Genomic DNA, 19,449 nt, shown 5'->3' with positions numbered 1-19,449 from the left:
CTTCTCAATTGGCAGGAGCGCCCTCGGCGGGCGTCCAGGCTCTGATGTCGGTGGGCTCAATTCCTGGCGAGCGGTCGGTTCCGCCCCGGCCATCGCAGCTAGTTTCGTCCATTCGACCACTGACGACGACGTAGCTTTGTTGAAATTTCTCGGCCTTGCGGTCCCAAGCTTCGTCGGTGAAGCCTACACTCATCACCTTTTCGGGCTCCCGGAGATCCGCCAAAATGATCCGGGGTTGCGAAATAGCAGCGATATACCGGTCCCACTTTACCTTCTCAGCCTTGTCGCTGAACAGGTGACAGTCATACCCGGCGCAATCACCAAGATATCCGGCAACTCGCACGGCCTTGCCCAAATACGCCTTGCAACTTTCGAGAACCTCGGAGACCGTCGGCTGAGCAACGATCTCGGGTTGCTGCGAATTGCATCCAGCTGCGGACAACAACGTCAAGGCGAGCATCGCTCTCACAGCTTGCTGACGAATTCCTGGTACTTCACTTCGTCCATCAGGGCGTCCAGCTCCGACGGATCGGACAGGGTCATCTGCCAGAACCAGCCCTCGCCCTCCGGATCCTCGTTCACCAGCGCGGGATTTTCCTCCAGCGCCGGATTGCCCTCGATCACGGTGCCGCTGGCGGGGGAATATACGTCGCTGGCGGCCTTGACGCTCTCGACCACGGCGGCATCGTCGCCCTTGCTCAATTCCTTGCCCGGTTCCGGCACTTCGACGAACACGATGTCGCCCAGCTGGCTCTGCGCATAATCGGTGATGCCGACGGTGGCGACTTCGCCGTCCAGTTCGATCCATTCATGGTCTTCGGTGAAGTAACGGCTCATTTCGCGGCTCCTGTGCGAACATAGCGGTGGGGAACAAAGGGCATGGGCGTGACGGTGGCATGATGCACCTTGCCACGCTGGCTCAGCAGAATCCGGGTGCCCGGCTCGGCGGAAGCGGCGGGGACATAGGCCATGGCGATGGGCTTGCCGACGCTGGGGGCAAAGCCGCCGCTGGTGACGCGGCCGACCTCGCTGCCCTCCGCATCGACCACCGCCGCGCCCTCGCGCACCGGCTGGCGTCCCTCGACGATCAGGCCGACCCGGCGCACGATGGGACCATCGGCCAGTTGATGTGCGATCCGCTCGAACCCGGCATAGCCGCCCGTCTCGCGCCGCTTTTTCGACAGGGCAAAGGCCAGATCGGCCTCAACGGGCGTCGTGTCGGGATCAAGGTCGTGGCCGTACAGCGGCAACCCGGCCTCCAGCCGCAGCGAATCGCGCGCGCCAAGGCCGATCGGCTTGACCTCCGGCTGTTCGCACAAGGCATCGGCCAGCGCGGCGGCATGGACGGCGGGCACCGAAATCTCGAACCCGTCCTCGCCGGTATAGCCGGACCGCGACACGCCGATATCGATGCCGTTCCAGCGATAGGGCGATGCCTGCATGAACGCGAGCTGCTCGACCCGCGGCCAGTCGGCCTGCAGCGGCTCAAGCCCCAGCCGGGCCAGCGCATCGACCGCCTTTGGCCCCTGCAGCGCCAGCAGCGCATGATCGTCCAGGTGATTGAGCGTGATTTCGTCGGGCAAATGCTCGCGAAGATGCGCGATATCGTCCCATTTAGTCGCGCCGTTGACGACCAGATACAGGCCGTGCCCGGTATTGGTGACCATCAGGTCGTCCAGCACGCCGCCATTGTCGGCCAGCAGCAGCGTGTAGCGGATGCGTCCCGCCTTCAGCGCGGAGATATCGCCCGGCACCAGCGCCTCCAGCGCCTCTGCCGCGCCCTCGCCGGACAGGGTCAGCTGGCCCATGTGCGACACGTCGAACAGGCCGGCACTGTCACGCACCCACAGATGTTCGGCCATGATCCCGTCGAACTGCACGGGCATCCAGTATCCGGCGAACGGCACCATCCGGCCGCCGCGCGCGCGATGCCACCCGTCCAGCGGCAACGTGAGGGTTTCGGGCAGCGCGTCGTCGCCTGCTCCACTGTCGATGTCGATGACTTCGCTCACTCTGTCGGTTCCCGCGCGACGGACGAAGAACGGCAGGAACCGGCGCGTCGCTGTGGCGCCCGATCCAACCGCCCCCTCTGTCACGGGACCTGAGAGTTTTGATCCGCGCGGGCGACCCGGCGGACTTACCCCTTCGGTGGCCCCGGCACCGGGCCGGGACGCTTTCCAGAGTGTCGTGGCACGCGCGGTCCGCTTTGCCTGAGAGTTTCCGGGGCGGTTGCTCCTTCGGCGGTGGGGTTGAACCCACACTCTCCCGCGCTGCCGATACCGGTTGCCCGGCGCCGACCCGTCAACCTGTGACGCGGTGCAACAGGCGAGTCAATCGAGGATCGCGACGATCCGATCGAATCTGTGGATAGCCCGGAAGAACGCCGGGATCAGCGGGTGACGTTGTACGCCAGCTGCGCCTCGGTCAGCTGAAAACCGACCAGCGCCTCGAACGTCGCGGCGCGCACCGCATCGCGCACTTCCGGCTGGCTCAGCGGATCGACGGCGGCGTCCTCGTCGCCCGCGCGGCGGCGGCGGGTCAGCTGCTGCCGGACCTCTTCGGGCAGCGTGGCGGCGGACAGGTTCACCACGGCCGTCCCCTGACCGCGCGCCTGGGCCCGCGGCTCGCCCGCCGCAAAGGTCAGCGTCGCTTCGGCCACGCGCTTGCTCACCACCTGGCTGCCACCGCGAAGGACGGTGACGAAATAGGGCACGGTCACGGTGCGGGCCGCATCGGTGCGCGTCCGCCGGGCCAGAATGTCAAAGGTCAGCTGACTGACGATCTCGCCATTCACGGTGCCGCATTGCGCGCGGACATTGGTGATGACCGCCGTCATGTCGATCGCGTTCGCATCCTGGCTGCCGGCCGGATCGAACAGGGTGATGTCGCCGGCACCGGCAACGACACCCGTCGTCGGGCACGCCGAACGGACCGCGCTGACGCCGACGCCCTGGCCTACGTCCAGTTCGCCAGTGCGGGAACAGCCCGCCAGAACGGCCGCCAGAACGAACAGGGCGGGAATGGCGGCTTTGGCTGGCTTCACGATGGGATACTTTCTTGAACGGGCGAACGACGGGCCGATCCGGGAACGTGCAAGGCCCCGGCCGGGCGGCGCGCACCATAGGAACCGCCTTTCGCCTTCGCAAGCAATCGCGTAAAGGCCGATGCCATGACCAGCACCGCAAAGCCAGCCATCGACCTGCTCATCGCCGCCCCGCGCGGCTTTTGCGCGGGCGTCGACCGCGCCATCCGCATCGTCGAGCTTGCGATCGAGAAATATGGCGCGCCCGTCTATGTCCGGCACGAAATCGTCCATAACCGGTTCGTCGTCGATACGCTGAAGGCGCAGGGCGCGGTGTTCGTCGATGAACTGGACGAGGTGCCGGACGGCGTGCCGGTGGTGTTCAGCGCGCATGGCGTGCCAAAGGTGGTGCCGGCCAAGGCGCAGGAACGCGGGCTTTCCTATCTGGATGCCACCTGCCCGCTGGTGTCCAAGGTGCACCGCCAGGCCGAGCGGCTGGTCGCGGCGGGCCGCCACATCCTGTTCGTCGGCCATGAAGGGCATCCGGAAGTGATCGGCACCTTTGGTCAGGTGCCGGAAGGGTCCATCACCCTGATCGAAACGGTCGAGGATGCAGAGGCGCTGACCCCGGCCGATGCGGAAAACCTCGCCTTTCTGACGCAGACCACGCTGTCGGTCGATGATACCGCCGCGGTGCTCGAAGTGCTGACCCGCCGCTTTCCGGGCATTGTCGCGCCCAAGGCGGACGACATCTGCTATGCCACGTCCAATCGTCAGGCGGCGGTCAAGGCGATCGCCTCCTCGGTCGATCTGGTGCTGGTGATCGGCGCGCCCAATTCGTCCAATTCGCTGCGGCTGGTCGAGGTCGCCAAGCGTGAGGGGACCAATTCCCGGTTGATCCAGCGCGCGGCCGACCTTGATTTCGCGTGGCTGGACGGGGTCCGCTCGCTGGGCATCACGGCCGGCGCATCGGCCCCCGAAGTGCTGGTCCGCGAAGTGGTGGAGGCCATTGCCGCCCGGTTCGACGTCACCGAGCGCGAGGTGGAAACGACGCGGGAGGACATCGCCTTCAAGCTGCCGCGCGGACTGGAAGAAGCGGCCTAGTTCAAGCCGGACGGGGACAGGGGTTGGCAGTTTATACTCACGTGTCCGCCGAGGCGCTGGCGGCATTTCTGAAGCGATTCGATGCGGGCGAACTGGTGTCGGCAAAGGGGATTGCAGAGGGCGTCGAAAACTCGAACTTCCTCGTCGAAACAACGACTTCACGGTATATCCTTACTTTGTATGAAAAGCGGGTGGCGGCGGGCGACCTGCCCTATTTCATGGCGCTGCTCGATCATCTGGCGGCAAAGGGCCTGCCCGTCCCCCCAGCGATCAAGGACCGTCAGGGCCGGGAAATCCATGAGCTGAATGGGCGGCCCGCCTGCCTGATCCGCTTCCTGCCCGGCGTGTCGGTCAGCCATCCGACCAAGGGACAGGCGCTGGCGGCGGGCGCGGCGATGGGCCGGATGCACGGCGCGCTTGCCGATTTCCGCGTCGACCGGCCCAATTCCATGGGCGCCAATACCTGGCGCGCGCAATATGACCGGTGCGGCCGCGATCTCGACCGGATCGAACCCGGCCTGCATGGCCGGGTCGGCGAGGCACTGGACAGCGTGCTCGCCCGCTGGCCAAGCGACCTGCCGACCAGCGCCATTCACGCCGACCTGTTTCCCGACAATGTGCTGATGCTGGGCGACCGGGTGACCGGCCTCATCGACTTCTATTTCGCCTGTACGGACATCCGCGCCTACGACCTGGCCGTCATGCACGGTGCCTGGTCGTTCGATGCCAGCGGCCGGGACTTTTCCCCGCCCATCGGCCGCGCGCTGATCGCGGGCTATGCCGGCAGCTTCGGCCTGACCGACGCGGAGCGCGCGGCCCTGCCCGTGCTGGCGGAGGGTGCGGCGCTGCGTTTCCTGCTCAGCCGCGCCTGGGACTGGCTGAACACACCGGCCGACGCGATGGTCACGCGAAAGGATCCGCTCGCCTATCTGCGGCGCTACGATTTTTACCGCGGCATGGGCGCGGACCTGTTCGCATGACCGAACTCTCGCTGGTCGAAATCGCGACAGACGGCGCGTGCAAGGGGAATCCGGGTCCAGGCGGCTGGGGCGTCCTGCTGCGCATGGGCAAGAACGAGCGGGAGCTGTCGGGCGGCGAGCCGATGACGACCAACAACCGCATGGAACTGATGGCCGCGATCCAGGGTCTTTCCGCGTTGAAGCGGCCCTGCCGGGTCAAGCTGTCCACCGACAGCCGCTATGTCATGGACGGCCTGACGAAGTGGATCCATGGCTGGCGCAAGAACGGCTGGAAGACCGCCGACCGCAAACCGGTGAAAAATGCGGACCTGTGGCAGCAACTGCTCGACGCCGCCGCCCCCCACCGCGTCGAATGGCAATGGGTCAAGGGCCATGCCGGCAACCCGGACAATGAACGCGCCGACAAACTCGCCAGCGACGCGGCAAAGATTGCGGGCACCTCCCCGCCGTCACCCCGGCCTTGAGCCGGGGGGGCCACCTTACCCCTTTTCGCCCAGCAGGTCGTGGCGGCGCAGGGCGTGGCGCAGCTGGTCGTAGCTGAGGCCCAGTGCCTCAGCGGTATGGCGCTGATTATACCGGTTTTCCGACAGGGCACGGGTCAGCAGCGATCGTTCGTAATTGTTGACCCGCGTCTTGAAATCGACCGCGCCGTCGAACGGGCTGTCCTCCAGCCGGGTCGATGGCACTGCCACCGGCTCGCCCGCAGGATTGCCCGGCGACGGGGCGGCATCGCGCGCGGCGGGTGCCTGGCCGCGCGGGCGATAGGGGGAGGCAAAGGGGTCGAGTTCGATCACGTCCACCGGCCCCGGCTGGTCCCAGCGATAAACCGCGCGCTCGACACAGTTGCGCAGTTCGCGGACATTGCCCGGCCAGCGATGGGTGGTCAGCAATTCGGTGGCGTGCAGGCCAAACCCCGGCCATTGATCGCGCCCCAGTTCCGCCGCCATGCGCCGCCCGAAATGATCGGCCAGCACCATGATGTCGCCCGGCCGCGCGCGTAGGGGGGGCAGCGTCACGACCTCGAAACTCAACCGGTCGAGCAGATCGGCCCGGAACGTCCCCTGCTCCACCCGGTCGGGCAGATGTTCGTTGGTCGCCGCCACGATGCGCACATCGACCCGCACCGCGCGGGATGAGCCGATCCGGTTGATCTCGCCATATTCCACCGCGCGCAGCAACCGTTCCTGCGCGCCCATCGACAGGGTGCCCAGTTCGTCCAGGAACAGCGTGCCGCCATCCGCTTCCTCGAACCGCCCGGCCCGCGCCTTGGTCGCGCCGGTAAAGGCCCCTGCCTCATGCCCGAACAGTTCGGCCTCGATCAGTGTTTCGGGCAGCGCGGCGCAGTTCATGGTGACCAGCGGCTGATCCCAGCGCGGACTGAGGCGGTGCAGGCGTTCCGCGACGAGTTCCTTGCCGGTGCCGCGTTCGCCGATCACCAGCACGGGACGGTCCAGCGCCGCCGCACGGCTGGCGCGTTCCAGCGCGTCCATGAACGGGCCGGACTGGCCGATGACCTGAGTTGCGCGCTCCATTCCTTACAATTGGCGCAAATCACCAACTGTTGGCAAGCGGCATTTGCCACCCTGTTTATCTGACGTTCAGCTTTGGCGGATTTGCGCCATTCTCGAAATTGGCACGCCCCGTGCAAAGCATCAGGCACCACCCGAAAGCGGTGGAGCAAAACAGATCAAGGTTCAGGGATAACCGAATAATGAAGAGCATCAACGCCACAACCAACCAGCGCTTTGCCGCGATCCTGCTCGCCTCCTTCGGGACCAGCGTGCTGATGATCGGCACGGTGGCACCGGCCAAGGCAAGCCAGGCCGACCGTACCCCGCATGTGTGGGCACAGGTCGAAACCGCTCAGCCGAATGGCCAGCCGCAGCTGGACTGACGGGTCTTTTTCGCTGCCTTTCCCCAGGGGTGGCGAAGGAACGGCCGGGGCGGACAGCCCCAGACCCCGCCCCGGCCGATTTTCGAAGTGATTTGACGAAGGAGCATTACCGATGGGTATCTTTTCCCGCACCCGCGATATCATCGCCGCAAACGTCACCGACCTGCTCGACAAGGCGGAGGATCCGGCCAAGATGATCCGCATGATCATCCTCGAAATGGAGGAGACGCTGGTCGAGGTGCGCGCAAGCGCCGCCCGCACCATCGCGGATCAGAAGGAAATCCGCCGCCATATCGCCAAGCTGGAAGGGCTTCAGGGAAGCTGGACCGAAAAGGCCGAGCTGGCGCTGAGCAAGGGCCGCGAGGACCTGGCCAAGGCCGCGCTGACCGAAAAGCAGAAGGCGGCCGACATGGCCGACCAGCTGTCGGCCGAGATCGTGGTGCTGGACGATGCCCTGAAGGCATCCGAAGCGGACATCACCAAGCTGCAGAACAAGCTGCGCGAAGCCCGTGCCCGCCAGTCGTCGATCGTCACTCGTCTGGAAAGCGCCAACAACCGCGCCCGGATGCGTGAAGTCTATTCGGGCAGCCGCATCACCGAGGCGTTCAGCCGCTTCGATGTGCTGGAACGCCGCGTGGACATGGCCGAAGGCCGCGCCGACGCACTGGGCATGGGTCAGCCCGCCAAGACGCTCGAGGAGGAAATCGCCGAGCTGAAGTCGTCGGAAAAGGTCGATGCCGAGCTGGCCGCGCTGAAGGCCCGCCTGAACAAGGAGGGCTGATCCGATGGAGGACATTCTGGTTCCCATCGGCGTCGTCGGGATGCTGTTCATCGGCCTTCCCTGGGTGATCATGCACTATGTCACCAAGTGGAAGCAGGCGGCGACCATCACCGGCGAGGACGAAAAGCTCCTCGACGAGCTTTACCACACCGCCCGGCGGCTGGACGAACGGCTCGAAACGATCGAGCGCATCATCGCCGCCGACAACCCCGACTTCCGCCCCGCTCAGTCGAGCCAGTCGGAAGACCCGTCCTTCGATTACAGCAGGAGGAACTGAAATGTCCGCCAGCCGCACCAAATTTTACACCGACAAGCATAATGGCAAGTGGATGGGCGTGTGCGCCGGGCTTGCCGACTATACCGGCATCGATGTCACGATCATCCGGGTGTCCACGGTCATCCTGACCCTGGCGACCAGCGGATGGGTGCTGATCGGTTACCTGGTCATGGGTTGGGTGGCCCCGAAAAAGCCGCTTGGCCTGTATGAAACCCGTGAGGATGAGAAGTTCTGGCAGGGCGTGCGCAGCAATCCGCGCCGTTCGACCAGCGAGGTCCGCTCAAAGCTGCGCGATATCGACCGCCGCCTGGCTGACATCGAAATCTTCTACACCAGCCGCAACCGTCGCCTGGCCGACGAAATCGACAGCCTGCGCTGATCGACGGCACGAACAGGGAGGAACAGGATCATGAGTTGGAGTGGACCCGGTTTCGTCATCGCCATCATCGCGATCTCGACCATCGGATGGGTGATCAACAGCTGGATCCGGGCAAAGCACGGCTATCCGGTGGAAAACGAATGGGGCGGCACCACTGCCCTGGGGTTTGACGGACTGGAGGAAGATTATCCCAACGCCGTCCGCAAGATCGCCCTGCTGACCAGCGAGAATGAAAAGCTGAACGGCAAGGTATCGCGGCTGGAGGAACGGATCGCGGTCCTCGAACGGATCGCCACCGACCCGGCCCAGCGGATCGCCCGCGAAATCGACAGCCTGCGCTGAACCGCCGCAAAGGGAGAACCGACATGATCGCCGATCAACTTGCCCCCAACCTGCCCTGGATCATCGGCTGCGGCCTGTTGATCGGCGCCCTTGGCCTTGTGGCCTGGATGTTCACCACCTGGCTTCGCGTCAAGAATGGCTACCCGCTCGACGGCGCCTGGGGACAGGCCATCTATCCCCAGCGCAACGACGAGGCGATGGAGCGGATCAAGCTGCTCAGCCAGGAAAACGCCCAGCTTCGCGCCGAACTGGGATCGATCAAGGACCGGCTCGCCAATGTCGAGCGGATCGTCACCGACAGCGCCCACAGCCTCGACCGCGAGATCGAGATGCTGCGCGGCAAGACCAACTGAGGGAGCAATCGCTATGGACCCCGTCTGGATCCCCATTCTCGGCATCACCTTTGGCACCATGATCCCGATCGTCGCGCTGGTGGCCAAACTGATCGTCCAGCCGATGCTGGAACACCGGCGGCTTCAGATGGAGCTTGAGGCCAAGCTGCTGGCGGAAAAGACCGCTCAATACGCTGCCGGCACGGAACGGCTCGAACAGCGGGTCCGCGTGCTCGAACGCATCGTCACCGATCGCGGCATGGCGGTGGCCGACGAGATCGAGCGGCTGCGCGACGCACCGCTGAACTGACCTGTACCGACCCATTTCGCATCGAAGGAGAAACAGAACATGATGCTCGTTTTCGCAGGCGTCGTCGCCACCATCACCGCCGGCCTGTGCTGGATCGCGGAACGCCGCGACCGCCCGGTCCGCCGTGCAGAGCGCCTGGCCCGGCTGGCCGACAACCAGCTGCAACCCGCCGAATAACCGATAACCGACCGCAAAGGGAGCAAGCACCATGGGTCCGTTCGAAATGGTCGTTGCCATCGTGATCGTCGTCACGGTCGGCAGTATCGTAAAGGCCAGGATGAGCCAGCCGGCACCCGATCAGCCCCCCGCCGACAGTGCCGACGCCGCCCGGATGCGCGAGGAAATCCGCACCCTGCGCGAACGGGTTCAGGTGCTTGAACGCGTCATCACCGACAATCATTCGTCCAGCAGCCTGGATCGCGAGATCGAGCGGCTGCGCGGCGAAGACCGTAACTGAGGGACCGTCCGATGTTCGACCCCAATTCCACCATGATCCTGGCCACCGCCGCCCTGACCGGGCTGGGCATGGTCACCGTCGCATCGCTGGCCGGCTGGAAGGGCTGGCTGGCCCTGAAGCAGCAGGAACTGTCGCTGGGCGGCCGCAGCTATGCGCCACAGGCGGACGATGCCGGCACCGGCAATGCCAGCGCCCGGATCGAGATCGCGGACCTCAAGGAACGCATCCGCAAACTGGAAGCGATTGCCGCCGGCGTCGAACTGTAACGCCGGACGCCCCCCCTTCCGCCTTGCACCGTCCCTGTCCATGACGGGGACGGTGCAAGGCAGACGCTGAGCGGGCACAATCGGGACCGACGGGGCTTTCGCCGCACCGCCCAGCCGCTATATCGCCAGCATGACCATCCTTGCCGATCTTCACGCCGAATATGAATTTCTGGACCCCGATGATCGCTACCGGATGCTGATCGATCTGGGTCGTCAGCTTGAACCCATGCCCGACGCCTTGAAAACCGACGCAACGCTCGTGCGCGGCTGTTCGGCCAGCGTGTGGGTTTATGCCGTGCAGCGGGACGATGGCACGCTGCATTTCCTGGCCGACAGCAATGCTGCGATTACCAAGGGGATCGTCGCGCTGGTGCTGGCAACCGTGCAGGATCAACCGGCCGCAACCGTGGCGGCGGCCGATATCGAAGGGGCACTGGCGCCGTTCGATCTTCGCGCCCAGCTCAGCTCGAACCGGACACAGGGTATTCCGAACATGATCGCCCTGATCCGCGAAACCGCAGGTCGGCTTGTTAGCGACACGCACTGACTTCCCCCGGCCCTTGATCCGGCGCGATCGCTTGGTTACGCCTGAGCCGACGGACGCATTGTCGGCGTCAGTGTTTGTCAGCGTACCTTAAGGCGATTATACCCGTTCATGTCGATTGGGCCGAAATGCACCCGGTGCCACACCCGCACCCCGTTCTTCAGCAGCTTTACCGGGATCGGCAAGCGCTTCATCTGCAAACGCTGCGGGGAACGGCTGACCGTTCCTTCGCCCTATCTGCTGTTCGGCCTTGTGCTGCTGCTCGGTGCGGCCAGCCTTGGGCTGGTGTTCAACGAGCGGTCTGAAATCGCCGCCCTGCTGTTCGGCACGCTGATCGTCGTTCCCGTGATCTTCTATGTCTTCACCCCGATCCGGGTGAACCGCTGAACCACCTGGGCACAGGGCTTCATTCCGAAACCTGCGGATGACACTGGCATCGCGCTTCGCTATGCGCGCGCTGTCATGACCGAATACGCATCCGACCTCCTCCGCCTGCTGTCCTCGCGCGGCTATGTGCACCAGATGACCGACGCGGCCGCGCTCGACGCGCTGGCCGTGAAACAGGTGGTGCCCGGCTATATCGGGTTCGATCCGACCGCGCCGTCGCTTCATGTCGGCAGCCTGGTTCAGATCATGCTGCTGCGCCGCCTGCAACAAACGGGGCACAAGCCCATCGTGCTGATGGGCGGCGGCACCGGCAAGATCGGCGACCCCAGTTTCAAGGACGAGGCGCGGAAGCTGATGACCGGGGATGTCATCGCGGCGAACATCGCGTCGATCAAGACGGTGTTCGAACGCTTCCTGACATTCGGCGACGGTCCGACCGATGCGGTGATGCTCGACAATGCCGAATGGCTCGACGCGCTGGAATATATCCCGTTCCTGCGCGACATCGGCCAGCATTTCAGCGTCAACCGGATGCTCAGCTTTGATTCGGTCAAGCTGCGCCTGGACCGCGAACAGTCCCTCAGCTTCCTCGAATTCAACTACATGATCCTTCAGGCGTACGACTTTCTGGAACTGTCGCGCCGCATCGGCTGCCGCCTGCAGATGGGCGGATCGGATCAGTGGGGCAACATCATCAACGGCGTGGAACTGTCGCGCCGCGTCGACGGGACCGAGGTTTACGGCGTCACCACGCCGCTGATCACCACGGCGGACGGCGGCAAGATGGGCAAGACCATGTCGGGCGCGGTCTGGCTGAACGAGGATGCGCTGCCCGCCTATGATTACTGGCAGTTCTGGCGGAACACCGACGACCGCGATGTCGGCCGGTTCCTGCGCCTGTTCACCGATCTGCCGCTGGACGAGATTGCCCGGCTGGAGGCGCTTGAGGGCGCGGAGATCAACGAAGCGAAGAAGGTGCTGGCGAACGAGGCGACCGCCATGTGCCGCGGCCGCGATGCCGCGCAGGCAGCAGCCGAAACCGCCCGCCGCACCTTCGAGGAAGGGGCCGCTGGCGGCTCGCTCCCGACGCTTGCAGTCAGCGGTTCGATCGCGATCGTCGATGCGCTGGTGGGCCTGGGCTTTGCGGCATCCAAGGGCGAGGCACGGCGGCTGATCAAGGGTGGCGGCGCACGGGTCGAGGGCGAAAAGATCGCGGACGAGGCGGCAATGGTGACCGTTGCCGGAGAGGTGCGGATTTCCGCCGGTAAAAAGCATCACGGCCTGTTGCGGCCGGCCTGATCCGCCCGGCTGCCGCGTGGGTGCAAGGATCCGTTAGGCATAGTTGTTGCCGATCCGTTCATCCGCCTGTTCCATGGTCGGCATCAGGGCAACCGCCTGTGGGGTCACGGACAAATGAGGGCAGCGAGCAGCCTAGCCTATGTCGAAAACCGCGCCGTCGATCGGGACGAGGTGCATTTTCGCGCTCGTGCGACCGGGCCGGGCGGGCGTCCGCTGACGCTGCTGATCGTCAACCTGTCGCCGCATGGCCTGATGGCGCGGCTGGATGCCAGTATTCAGCAGGGGGACCTGATCCGCGTTCAGCTTCCCGTTGTCGGCCAGGTGATCGTCGATGTGCGCTGGTCCCTTGGCGGCCGGATCGGCGGGCAGTTCGATCCCGTGCTCGACCGGGCGACTTATTATCAGCTGCTCGCCCATGTGATGCGCGGCTGATCCTGCATTATGGAATTAATCTCCACATAGCGAAATCGGCATTGCGCCGGACATTGCCTTGGCGCTAGCGTTGTCCCCCTGATCGACGGCAAAGGCCGTTCAGTGCAGGGGAGAGGCGGAGCGTGCAGCATCGGCGGGAAATGCGCTGCTTTCCATCTGCCCGCCTGTCGCGCCGCGCCGTGACGTTCGGCCTGCCGCTCGCCACCCTTGCGGCAACGGCCCGTGCTGCCGCGCCCGACCCTGCCGACTGGCTGATCGAGGCGGAGGATGCCGCCGCGCGCGTCCGCTTTCACGGCGAGATCATCGACATCGAAACGCCCGCCGGCCTTACCCTCTGGCATCGCCGGCGCCTGTCCGGTCCTACCCGCATCCGCTTTGCCGCGCGGCCGATCACCGATGGCGGCCCGAATGACCGGTTGAGCGATCTCAACGCCTTCTGGATGGCCAGCGATCCGGCCAGCCCCGATGGCGACCCGCGCGGCCGCCGGTCCGGGCAGTTCGAGGGGTATGACAGCCTGCGCACCTATTATGTCGGCATCGGCGGCAACGGGAACACGACCACGCGGATGCGCCGCTATACCGGCCGCCCCGGCGACCGGCCGCTGCTGCCCGAACATGATCGCGCCGACGCCCCGGCGTTGCTCCGGCCGGACCGCTGGACCCAGGTGGAACTGACCGCCGACACCGGGCGCATCGGCGTCGACCGGGATGGCACCCCGCTGTTCCGATGGACCGACCCCAGCCCCTATCGCGCCGGCTGGTTCGGATTTCGCACCACCTGGAGCCATTGGCAGCTTCGCGACGTGAGGATTGAAACGGCATGAACCGCAGGCATCTGCTGAAAGGCGCGGCTACCCTGCCCGTGCTGACCACCGGACTGGGCACGGTTGCGGCGGCCGCCACGCCCGGTCGCGCCGCGCCGGTCGGGCTGCGCTGGATCGACGGCGATCCGGCCACGGCACCGCATGGCGCGACAGTCGGCACGGCCTGGCCGCGCGGAGCGGTCCGCCGGGGTAGCGATTTTGCGGTCACCGCCGGGGGCAAGGGGGTTCCGGCGCAAAGCTGGATCACCGCCACCTGGCCCGATGGCTCGGTGAAATGGGCGGCGCACGCGATCCTGCCCGGCACTGCTGCCGGCCCGCTGTCCGTCGCGCCGGGCCGCCCGGCACGGCCCGCCCGCCCCCTGACCCTGACCGAACGGCCGGACCATCTGGCGATCGATACCGGCGCGGCGCAGTGGCGGGTCGCGCGCAGCGGCGATGCGGTGATTGAGGCCGCCAGCATCGACGGGCGCGCGGTCATCGGCCCCGTCCGGCTGGTCGGCAGCAACCGCACGGGCAGCCCGGATGCTGCCGCCGCACCCCTGACCGGCATGATCGAGCAGGTGACGGTGGAACAGCGCGGGCCGGTGCGCGCCGTGATCCGGGTGGAGGGGCGGCATCGCGGCACGGACGGGCGGGCATGGCTGCCCTTTGTCGTGCGCCTTTACGCCTATGCCGGATCGTCCGCGCTGCGCATGGTACACAGCTTTATCCATGACGGCGACCCGGCGCGGGATTTCATCGCCTCGCTGGGCATCGAAGCATCGGTGCCGATGCGCGATCCCCTGCACGACCGGCATCTGCGGATCGCAACCGATGGCGCGCCATGGGCAGAGGCGGTGCGACCGCTGACCGGCCTGCGCCGCGATCCCGGCCGCGTGGCGCGCGAGGCACAGATTGCCGGCCGCGCCGCGCCGCCTCTGGCGGAGCTATCGGCGGCGGTGCGCGATCGGCTCGACCGGATCCCCGCATGGGGCGATGTCGCGCTGGAACAGCCCAATGCCAATGGCTTCACCATCGCCAAGCGGACGGTGCCCGGCCATGCCTGGGTCCCGTCGGCTCAGGGGCGGCGCGCGCCCGGCCTCGGCTATCTGGGCGGCGCTTCGGGCGGGGCAGCGATCGGCCAGCGATGGTTCTGGCAACGGCATCCGTCGGCGCTGCACATCGCGGATGCGGCAACCGATACGGGGCGGCTGATCGCATGGCTCTGGTCGCCCGCCGCCCCCGCGATGGACCTTCGTTCCTATCGCGGCGTGCTGGGCATGGAGACGTTCGATGCCCAGAATGAGGGGCTGGACATCACGTACGAGGATTACGAACCGGGCTTCGACACGGCCAGCGGCGCTGCGCGGACCAGCGAGCTGACCCTGTGGGCGCTAGCCACCACGCCCGATGCCGCCACCTTCGATGCAATGGCAGCCGGGGTCGCCACGCCGCCGCAGTTGATGGCGGAACCGGCCAGCCTGCACGCCGCGGGCGTGTTCGGCGACTGGTCGCTGCCCGACCGCAGCACGCCGCGCCGCGCGATGATCGAGGATCATCTGGACCGGATGCTCGATTTCTATGCCGACGAGGTCGAACATCGCAGCTGGTACGGTTTCTGGGACCATGGCGATGTCATGCACAGCTATGACGACGACCGGCATCAGTGGCGGTACGACATTGGCGGCTTTGCCTGGGCGAACAGCGAACTCTCGCCCGACCTGTGGCTCTGGTACGCTGCGATGCGCAGTGCCGATCCCCGCGCCTTCCGCCTGGCAGAGGCGATGACCCGCCATACCGGAGAGGTCGATGTCTATCATCTCGGCCGGTTTGCCGGGCTGGGCACCCGCCACGGCGTCCAGCATTTTTCCGACAGTTCGAAACAGCCGCGCGTCAGCACGGCCGCCTATCGCCGCATCTTCTATTATCTGACCGCGGACGAGCGCACCGGCGACCTGATGCGCGCGCTGCTGGGGTCGGAGCAGCGGCTTGCCGATGTGGTGATCGAGCGAAAGGTGCCGGGAAACACGCGCGAAACGCCGCCGCCGGGCACGGTCAACATGTCGTTCGGCACCGTCTGGTGCTCGCTTGCCGCCGCATGGCTGACCGAATGGGAACGGACGGGGAATCGCAAATGGCGCGACCGGCTGATGGCGGGCATGGATTCCATCGGGCGGATGCCGGCGGGCTGGTTTGCGGGCGGCGGCTTCTATCACCTGGAAACCGGCCGCTTCCTGCCGAGCGAGGGACAGTCCATCTCGCACCTAAACGCCGTGTTCGGCGCGGTCGAGGTGAATGCAGAGATCATCGCCCTGATCGATGTGCCGCGATACCGGTCGGCGTGGCTGGATTATTGCCGCAACTATAATCTGTCGGGGGAGGCGTTCCGCGCGGCGACCGGCCGGGCGCGCTCCGGCTCCGCCAATCTGAAACAGGGTCATTCGCGCCTGACCGCCTATGCCGCCCGGGCCGATGGCAACCGCGCGCTGGCCGATCGGGCGGCAGCCGAGTTCCTGGGCGCAGAGGCGGGGCTGCCGCTGGCCGATGGCGATCCGCGCGTCACCCTGGCCGGTGGCGGGGCGGAATGGCCGGGCATGTCGACCAACGCCGCCTCGCAATTCGGGCTGGCCGCCATTCAGCTGCTGGCGCTGGTGCCCGATGCGCTGGACCGGGCCGATCTGCCTGCCCCCCGCCGCCCCCGGCGACGGCAATGACGGTTCGAAAGGGGCGCTGAGATGCGATACGCACGGCCGATCCTTGTCCTGACCGCCGCCCTCGCGGCACTTACCGGAGCGCCAGCCATGGCCCAGACCCGATGGCAACTTGCCGGCAATGGCGATGGACAGCCGGTCGCCCCCGACCGGCCCTATGCCGATGGCGCGGGCTATGAACCGGCCAGCACGCCCGCCAACCGGCTGTTCTCGGTCGCGGTGGCAGAGGGCAATCATCGCGTGACCATCACCGCCCGCGCGCCCGCTCAAAAGGCCGCGCGCCTGACCGTCAAGGCGGAGGACCGGCGTCTGATGATCGACCGGGCAAGCATTGCGCCGGGCAAGGCGTGGACGACCAGCTTTGTCGTCAACACCCGCACGCCCGCCTTTCCGCCCCCGCCCGCCAACGCGCCGGGCGGCAGCCGCGTCCTGTTGCCCGACGGCGATCTGGCGGGGTTCAGCTGGGACGACAAACTGACGCTGGAGTTCATCGGCGATGCCGTGGTGCAAAGCGTCACCGTCGAACCGGCCGACGTGCCGACGCTCTATCTGGTCGGAGATTCCACCGTCACCGATCAGCGGGGTGAGCCGGGGGCAAGCTGGGGACAGATGGTCACCGCCATGTTCGACAACCGCGTTGCCGTGGCCAACCATGCCCGGTCGGGATCGACCCTCAAATCCTTTGCCACTGACCTGCGCCTTGCCAAGCTGTTGTCGGTGCTGAAGCCGGGCGACACCCTGTTCATTCAGTTCGGCCATAATGATCAGAAACAGAACTGGCCGCAAACCTATGCCGATCCGGTCCATGTCTATCCCGCGATGCTGCGCGCCTATATCGCAGAGGCGCGGGCGCGCGGCGCAACGCCGGTGATCGTCACGTCGCCCGAACGGCGCAGCTTTGACGGCGGACGCATCCGCCAGACCCTGGCCGATCATGTCGCGGCGGCAAAGCGCGTGGCGGCAGAGGAGCAGGTGCCGCTGATCGACCTCAACACCGCCAGCCGCCGCATCTATGAGGCGCTGGGGCCGGAACGCGCGCCGCTGGCCTTCAGCGATGGCGGGCGCGATATCACGCATCACAACAATTACGGCGCCTGGCTGATGGCCCATGCGGTGGCCGACGGCGTGCGCCGCACCATCCCGGCGCTGGCCCCCCATGTCGTCGCCCCGCCCTTCGATGCGGACCAGCCGCTGTTGCCCGAAACCTTCGGCGTGCCTGCCAGCGCCAGCATCGACCGGCGGCGGCCGGACGGCAATTGATCCCTGCCCCCCTGCCCTTTCCCGATCATGGCGCGCGCATCGTCGATGTGCGCAGCCATGGCGCGGTGGGCGACGGATGGACGCTCGACACGGCGGCGATCAACGCGGCGGTGCGCGCGGCGGCGGGTGGCGGCATGGTCCTGTTCCCGCCCGGCCGCTATCTCAGCTTTTCGATCCGGCTGCACGCTGGCGTCACGCTGGTGCTGGCGGCTGGTGCGACGCTGATCGGTGCGGATCCGGCGCGCCATGATGGTGCCTATGATCCGTTCGAGGATCGCGGGGATCAGCTGTATCAGGATTTCGGCCACAGCCATTGGCACAACAGCCTGATCTGGGGCGACGGGATCAGCGACGTCGCGATCCTCGGCCCCGGCACCATCCATGGCGAAGGGCTGACCCGCGACGGGCCGGGCGCCCGGTGGCAGCGTCAGGCGGGGGAGCGGCCGCTGTCGATGGCGGGGATGAGCGCGGCCGAAATCGCCGAGCTGGAACCGGACCGGGCGGCGATGCGGGGCCTTGGCAACAAGGCGATTGCCCTTCGCTGTGTCCGCAACGCCCATATCGCCGGGCTGACCATCCGTGACGGCGGCCATTTCGCCATTCTGGCCACGGGGTGCGAGGATCTGGTGATCCGCGACTGCGCCATCGACACCGATCGCGACGGCATCGACCTGGATTGCGTGGCCCGCGCGCGCATCGAGCGTTGCCGGGTCAACACGCCCAACGACGACGCCATCGTCATCAAGACCAGCCTTGCGCTGGGCCATGCCATGCCAAGCGAGGATATCGTGATCCGGGACTGCACCGTCAGCGGATGGGATCGCGGCACGATGCTGGACGGCAGCCATGGCCGCACGCAGCAGTTGGCGCCTGACCGTGACCGGGTGACCGGGCGGATCAAGATCGGCACGGAAAGCAACGGCCCGTTCCGCCGCATCCGCATCGAACGATGCCGGTTCGAACGGTCGCGTGGCCTGGCCATCGAATGTGTCGATGGCGGGTCGATCGCGGATGTGGTGGCCAGCGATCTGGTGATGACAGAAGTGACGACCGCGCCACTGTTCGTCCGGCTGGGCGACCGGCGGCGCGGCCCGGTGGGCACCGGCATCGGCAGCATCGGGGGCATCCGCATCGAACGGGTCACGGCCAGCGGCATCGACCCGCGCTTTGCCGCTCAGATCGTCGGCCTGCCTTCCCATCCGGTGCGCGACGTGACCCTGTCCGGCATCCGCCTGGATTTCGCGCCATCGGCTGCACCGATCGCGAGCCCCGCCGACCCCCCGGAACTGGCCGATGCCTATCCCGAACCCAGCATGTTCGGCATCACCCCCGCCTGGGGCCTGTGGTGCCGCCATGTCGTCGGCCTGACGCTGGACAGACTGACCCTGGACAATGCAAAGGATGACCCGCGCCCCCCGATCCGCCTCGATGATTGCGCGGGTTGCGATGCCGGCATGAATGCCGCTCCGGATCAGAAAGCCATTTGACCGGCCCCCGACCCCATGATACCGCATGGTGGACTAATGTTTCACATGATGGAGGGGAATGACTGTGGCGCTCCACGCATTCCGGATGCAGTTAAAGCCGGGCAATCTCGACGCCTATCGCGCCGCACATGATGCCATCTGGCCGGAACTGGTCGACCTGCTGCACGACGCGGGCATCAGCGATTATTCGATCTTTCACGATGCGGACAGCAACGCCCTGTTCGCCGTGCTGACCGTGACCGAACCGGATGGCCGCGCCGCATTGCCCGATCATCCGGTGATGAAGCGGTGGTGGGACGCGATGGCCCCGTTGATGGAAACCCATGCCGACAACCGGCCGGTCGAATGGCCGCTGGACCGCGTGTTTCACCTGGCGTGATCG

The 19,449-nt window shown here is 66.4% G+C and carries 27 protein-coding genes and 1 riboswitch; of the genes, 22 read left to right on the top strand and 5 right to left on the bottom strand.

The features are described from left to right. Positions 1-4 precede the first annotated feature (4 nt). The 4 genes from NYR55_RS14305 to NYR55_RS14290 form a co-directional block, all read right to left on the bottom strand. The gene (locus tag NYR55_RS14305) at positions 5-460 is read right to left on the bottom strand and encodes a hypothetical protein (RefSeq protein WP_260022228.1); all 456 of its coding nucleotides are present in this window, start codon (positions 458-460) and stop codon (positions 5-7) included. Between the two features lie 5 nt (positions 461-465). After that, positions 466-837, bottom strand: a complete 372-nt coding sequence (gene gcvH / locus NYR55_RS14300) for a glycine cleavage system protein GcvH (RefSeq protein ID WP_260022226.1) — start codon at positions 835-837, stop codon at positions 466-468. Next, positions 834-2,012 (bottom strand): glycine cleavage system aminomethyltransferase GcvT, encoded by a 1,179-nt coding sequence (gene gcvT / locus NYR55_RS14295; RefSeq protein ID WP_260022225.1) that lies wholly within the window; start codon positions 2,010-2,012, stop codon positions 834-836. The genes gcvH and gcvT overlap by 4 nt, the downstream gene beginning before the upstream one ends. Positions 2,013-2,187: 175 nt before the next feature. Beyond that, positions 2,188-2,278, bottom strand: a riboswitch (glycine riboswitch). 111 nt (positions 2,279-2,389) lie between these two features. Further along, complete coding sequence (locus NYR55_RS14290) at positions 2,390-3,043, bottom strand: hypothetical protein (protein WP_260022224.1); 654 nt, start codon at positions 3,041-3,043, stop codon at positions 2,390-2,392. A 126-nt stretch (positions 3,044-3,169) separates the two neighbouring features. On the opposite strand from NYR55_RS14290, the gene ispH reads away from it, so the two are divergent. Genes ispH through rnhA form a run of 3 tightly spaced genes read left to right on the top strand, consistent with a single transcriptional unit; the run spans position 3,170 to position 5,570 of the window. Next, complete coding sequence (gene ispH / locus NYR55_RS14285; protein ID WP_260022223.1) at positions 3,170-4,126, top strand: 4-hydroxy-3-methylbut-2-enyl diphosphate reductase; 957 nt, start codon at positions 3,170-3,172, stop codon at positions 4,124-4,126. A 23-nt stretch (positions 4,127-4,149) separates the two neighbouring features. Continuing rightward, on the top strand, positions 4,150-5,106 hold the full coding sequence (thrB, locus tag NYR55_RS14280; RefSeq protein WP_260022222.1) for a homoserine kinase: 957 nt from the start codon (positions 4,150-4,152) through the stop codon (positions 5,104-5,106). Further along, positions 5,103-5,570 carry a ribonuclease HI gene (rnhA, locus tag NYR55_RS14275; RefSeq protein ID WP_260022221.1) on the top strand — a complete coding sequence of 156 codons (468 nt, stop codon included), beginning with the start codon at positions 5,103-5,105 and terminating at the stop codon, positions 5,568-5,570. The genes thrB and rnhA overlap by 4 nt, the downstream gene beginning before the upstream one ends. A 15-nt stretch (positions 5,571-5,585) precedes the next feature. On the opposite strand, the gene pspF is transcribed toward rnhA, so the two are convergent. Next, positions 5,586-6,638, bottom strand: a complete 1,053-nt coding sequence (pspF, locus tag NYR55_RS14270; protein WP_260022220.1) for a phage shock protein operon transcriptional activator — start codon at positions 6,636-6,638, stop codon at positions 5,586-5,588. A 179-nt stretch (positions 6,639-6,817) separates the two neighbouring features. On the opposite strand from pspF, the gene NYR55_RS14265 reads away from it, so the two are divergent. From NYR55_RS14265 to NYR55_RS14175, 19 genes are all read left to right on the top strand, one after another. Then, entirely contained in the window at positions 6,818-7,000 is a 183-nt protein-coding gene (locus NYR55_RS14265) for a hypothetical protein (protein ID WP_260022219.1), read from the top strand. Between the two features lie 112 nt (positions 7,001-7,112). Next, positions 7,113-7,781 (top strand): phage shock protein PspA, encoded by a 669-nt coding sequence (gene pspA, locus NYR55_RS14260; RefSeq protein WP_260022218.1) that lies wholly within the window; start codon positions 7,113-7,115, stop codon positions 7,779-7,781. 4 nt (positions 7,782-7,785) lie between these two features. Next, positions 7,786-8,058 (top strand): envelope stress response membrane protein PspB, encoded by a 273-nt coding sequence (gene pspB, locus NYR55_RS14255; RefSeq protein ID WP_260022217.1) that lies wholly within the window; start codon positions 7,786-7,788, stop codon positions 8,056-8,058. A 1-nt stretch (position 8,059) separates the two neighbouring features. Continuing rightward, positions 8,060-8,437, top strand: a complete 378-nt coding sequence (pspC, locus tag NYR55_RS14250) for an envelope stress response membrane protein PspC (RefSeq protein ID WP_260022216.1) — start codon at positions 8,060-8,062, stop codon at positions 8,435-8,437. A 30-nt stretch (positions 8,438-8,467) separates the two neighbouring features. After that, a complete protein-coding gene (locus NYR55_RS14245) occupies positions 8,468-8,779 on the top strand; it encodes a cell division protein ZapB (protein ID WP_260022215.1) in 312 nt (103 codons plus the stop codon). A 23-nt stretch (positions 8,780-8,802) separates the two neighbouring features. Then, positions 8,803-9,132 carry a hypothetical protein gene (locus NYR55_RS14240; protein WP_260022214.1) on the top strand — a complete coding sequence of 110 codons (330 nt, stop codon included), beginning with the start codon at positions 8,803-8,805 and terminating at the stop codon, positions 9,130-9,132. 13 nt (positions 9,133-9,145) lie between these two features. Further along, entirely contained in the window at positions 9,146-9,421 is a 276-nt protein-coding gene (locus NYR55_RS14235) for a hypothetical protein (protein WP_260022213.1), read from the top strand. Positions 9,422-9,460: 39 nt separating this feature from the next. Next, on the top strand, positions 9,461-9,598 hold the full coding sequence (locus NYR55_RS14230) for a hypothetical protein (RefSeq protein WP_260022212.1): 138 nt from the start codon (positions 9,461-9,463) through the stop codon (positions 9,596-9,598). Between the two features lie 31 nt (positions 9,599-9,629). Then, on the top strand, positions 9,630-9,878 hold the full coding sequence (locus NYR55_RS14225) for a hypothetical protein (protein WP_260022211.1): 249 nt from the start codon (positions 9,630-9,632) through the stop codon (positions 9,876-9,878). Between the two features lie 11 nt (positions 9,879-9,889). Beyond that, on the top strand, positions 9,890-10,144 hold the full coding sequence (locus NYR55_RS14220) for a hypothetical protein (RefSeq protein WP_260022210.1): 255 nt from the start codon (positions 9,890-9,892) through the stop codon (positions 10,142-10,144). A 130-nt stretch (positions 10,145-10,274) separates the two neighbouring features. After that, on the top strand, positions 10,275-10,691 hold the full coding sequence (locus NYR55_RS14215) for a SufE family protein (RefSeq protein ID WP_260022209.1): 417 nt from the start codon (positions 10,275-10,277) through the stop codon (positions 10,689-10,691). 108 nt (positions 10,692-10,799) lie between these two features. Then, the gene (locus NYR55_RS14210; RefSeq protein ID WP_260022208.1) at positions 10,800-11,075 is read left to right on the top strand and encodes a hypothetical protein; all 276 of its coding nucleotides are present in this window, start codon (positions 10,800-10,802) and stop codon (positions 11,073-11,075) included. Positions 11,076-11,150: 75 nt separating this feature from the next. Beyond that, complete coding sequence (tyrS, locus tag NYR55_RS14205) at positions 11,151-12,374, top strand: tyrosine--tRNA ligase (protein ID WP_260022207.1); 1,224 nt, start codon at positions 11,151-11,153, stop codon at positions 12,372-12,374. A gap of 114 nt (positions 12,375-12,488) precedes the next feature. Then, complete coding sequence (locus tag NYR55_RS14200; RefSeq protein WP_260022206.1) at positions 12,489-12,806, top strand: PilZ domain-containing protein; 318 nt, start codon at positions 12,489-12,491, stop codon at positions 12,804-12,806. 140 nt (positions 12,807-12,946) lie between these two features. Beyond that, positions 12,947-13,630, top strand: coding sequence for a DUF6250 domain-containing protein (locus NYR55_RS14195; protein WP_260022205.1), 684 nt, complete (start codon positions 12,947-12,949; stop codon positions 13,628-13,630). Then, entirely contained in the window at positions 13,627-16,323 is a 2,697-nt protein-coding gene (locus NYR55_RS14190; protein ID WP_260022204.1) for a Tat pathway signal sequence domain protein, read from the top strand. The genes NYR55_RS14195 and NYR55_RS14190 overlap by 4 nt, the downstream gene beginning before the upstream one ends. Positions 16,324-16,410: 87 nt before the next feature. Then, positions 16,411-17,580, top strand: a complete 1,170-nt coding sequence (locus NYR55_RS14185; RefSeq protein WP_260022203.1) for a rhamnogalacturonan acetylesterase — start codon at positions 16,411-16,413, stop codon at positions 17,578-17,580. Then, a complete protein-coding gene (locus tag NYR55_RS14180) occupies positions 17,577-19,067 on the top strand; it encodes a glycosyl hydrolase family 28-related protein (protein ID WP_260022202.1) in 1,491 nt (496 codons plus the stop codon). Before NYR55_RS14185 ends, NYR55_RS14180 begins: the two co-directional genes overlap by 4 nt. 64 nt (positions 19,068-19,131) lie before the next feature. Beyond that, positions 19,132-19,446, top strand: coding sequence for an L-rhamnose mutarotase (locus NYR55_RS14175; protein ID WP_260022395.1), 315 nt, complete (start codon positions 19,132-19,134; stop codon positions 19,444-19,446). Positions 19,447-19,449 lie beyond the last annotated feature (3 nt).

The organism is Sphingomonas sp. BGYR3 (assembly GCF_025153455.1).
Lineage (GTDB): Bacteria > Pseudomonadota > Alphaproteobacteria > Sphingomonadales > Sphingomonadaceae > Sphingomonas.
This window is presented reverse-complemented; position numbering and strand designations above follow the sequence as displayed.

Bases quoted from the DNA above. Each gene is read 5' to 3' on its own strand.
- pspC (WP_260022216.1), top strand. From the start codon at position 8,060: ATGTCCGCCAGCCGCACCAAATTTTACACCGACAAGCATAATGGCAAG.
- ispH (WP_260022223.1), top strand. From the start codon at position 3,170: ATGACCAGCACCGCAAAGCCAGCCATCGACCTGCTCATCGCCGCCCCG.
- gcvH (WP_260022226.1), bottom strand. From the start codon at position 837: ATGAGCCGTTACTTCACCGAAGACCATGAATGGATCGAACTGGACGGC.
- NYR55_RS14220 (WP_260022210.1), top strand. From the start codon at position 9,890: ATGTTCGACCCCAATTCCACCATGATCCTGGCCACCGCCGCCCTGACC.
- NYR55_RS14185 (WP_260022203.1), top strand. From the start codon at position 16,411: ATGGCCCAGACCCGATGGCAACTTGCCGGCAATGGCGATGGACAGCCG.
- NYR55_RS14195 (WP_260022205.1), top strand. From the start codon at position 12,947: ATGCGCTGCTTTCCATCTGCCCGCCTGTCGCGCCGCGCCGTGACGTTC.
- NYR55_RS14240 (WP_260022214.1), top strand. From the start codon at position 8,803: ATGATCGCCGATCAACTTGCCCCCAACCTGCCCTGGATCATCGGCTGC.
- NYR55_RS14235 (WP_260022213.1), top strand. From the start codon at position 9,146: ATGGACCCCGTCTGGATCCCCATTCTCGGCATCACCTTTGGCACCATG.
- NYR55_RS14245 (WP_260022215.1), top strand. From the start codon at position 8,468: ATGAGTTGGAGTGGACCCGGTTTCGTCATCGCCATCATCGCGATCTCG.
- NYR55_RS14200 (WP_260022206.1), top strand. From the start codon at position 12,489: ATGAGGGCAGCGAGCAGCCTAGCCTATGTCGAAAACCGCGCCGTCGAT.
- NYR55_RS14210 (WP_260022208.1), top strand. From the start codon at position 10,800: ATGTCGATTGGGCCGAAATGCACCCGGTGCCACACCCGCACCCCGTTC.
- NYR55_RS14305 (WP_260022228.1), bottom strand. From the start codon at position 460: ATGCTCGCCTTGACGTTGTTGTCCGCAGCTGGATGCAATTCGCAGCAA.
- NYR55_RS14190 (WP_260022204.1), top strand. From the start codon at position 13,627: ATGAACCGCAGGCATCTGCTGAAAGGCGCGGCTACCCTGCCCGTGCTG.
- NYR55_RS14215 (WP_260022209.1), top strand. From the start codon at position 10,275: ATGACCATCCTTGCCGATCTTCACGCCGAATATGAATTTCTGGACCCC.
- NYR55_RS14265 (WP_260022219.1), top strand. From the start codon at position 6,818: ATGAAGAGCATCAACGCCACAACCAACCAGCGCTTTGCCGCGATCCTG.
- NYR55_RS14225 (WP_260022211.1), top strand. From the start codon at position 9,630: ATGGGTCCGTTCGAAATGGTCGTTGCCATCGTGATCGTCGTCACGGTC.
- rnhA (WP_260022221.1), top strand. From the start codon at position 5,103: ATGACCGAACTCTCGCTGGTCGAAATCGCGACAGACGGCGCGTGCAAG.
- pspF (WP_260022220.1), bottom strand. From the start codon at position 6,638: ATGGAGCGCGCAACTCAGGTCATCGGCCAGTCCGGCCCGTTCATGGAC.
- pspB (WP_260022217.1), top strand. From the start codon at position 7,786: ATGGAGGACATTCTGGTTCCCATCGGCGTCGTCGGGATGCTGTTCATC.
- pspA (WP_260022218.1), top strand. From the start codon at position 7,113: ATGGGTATCTTTTCCCGCACCCGCGATATCATCGCCGCAAACGTCACC.
- tyrS (WP_260022207.1), top strand. From the start codon at position 11,151: ATGACCGAATACGCATCCGACCTCCTCCGCCTGCTGTCCTCGCGCGGC.
- NYR55_RS14230 (WP_260022212.1), top strand. From the start codon at position 9,461: ATGATGCTCGTTTTCGCAGGCGTCGTCGCCACCATCACCGCCGGCCTG.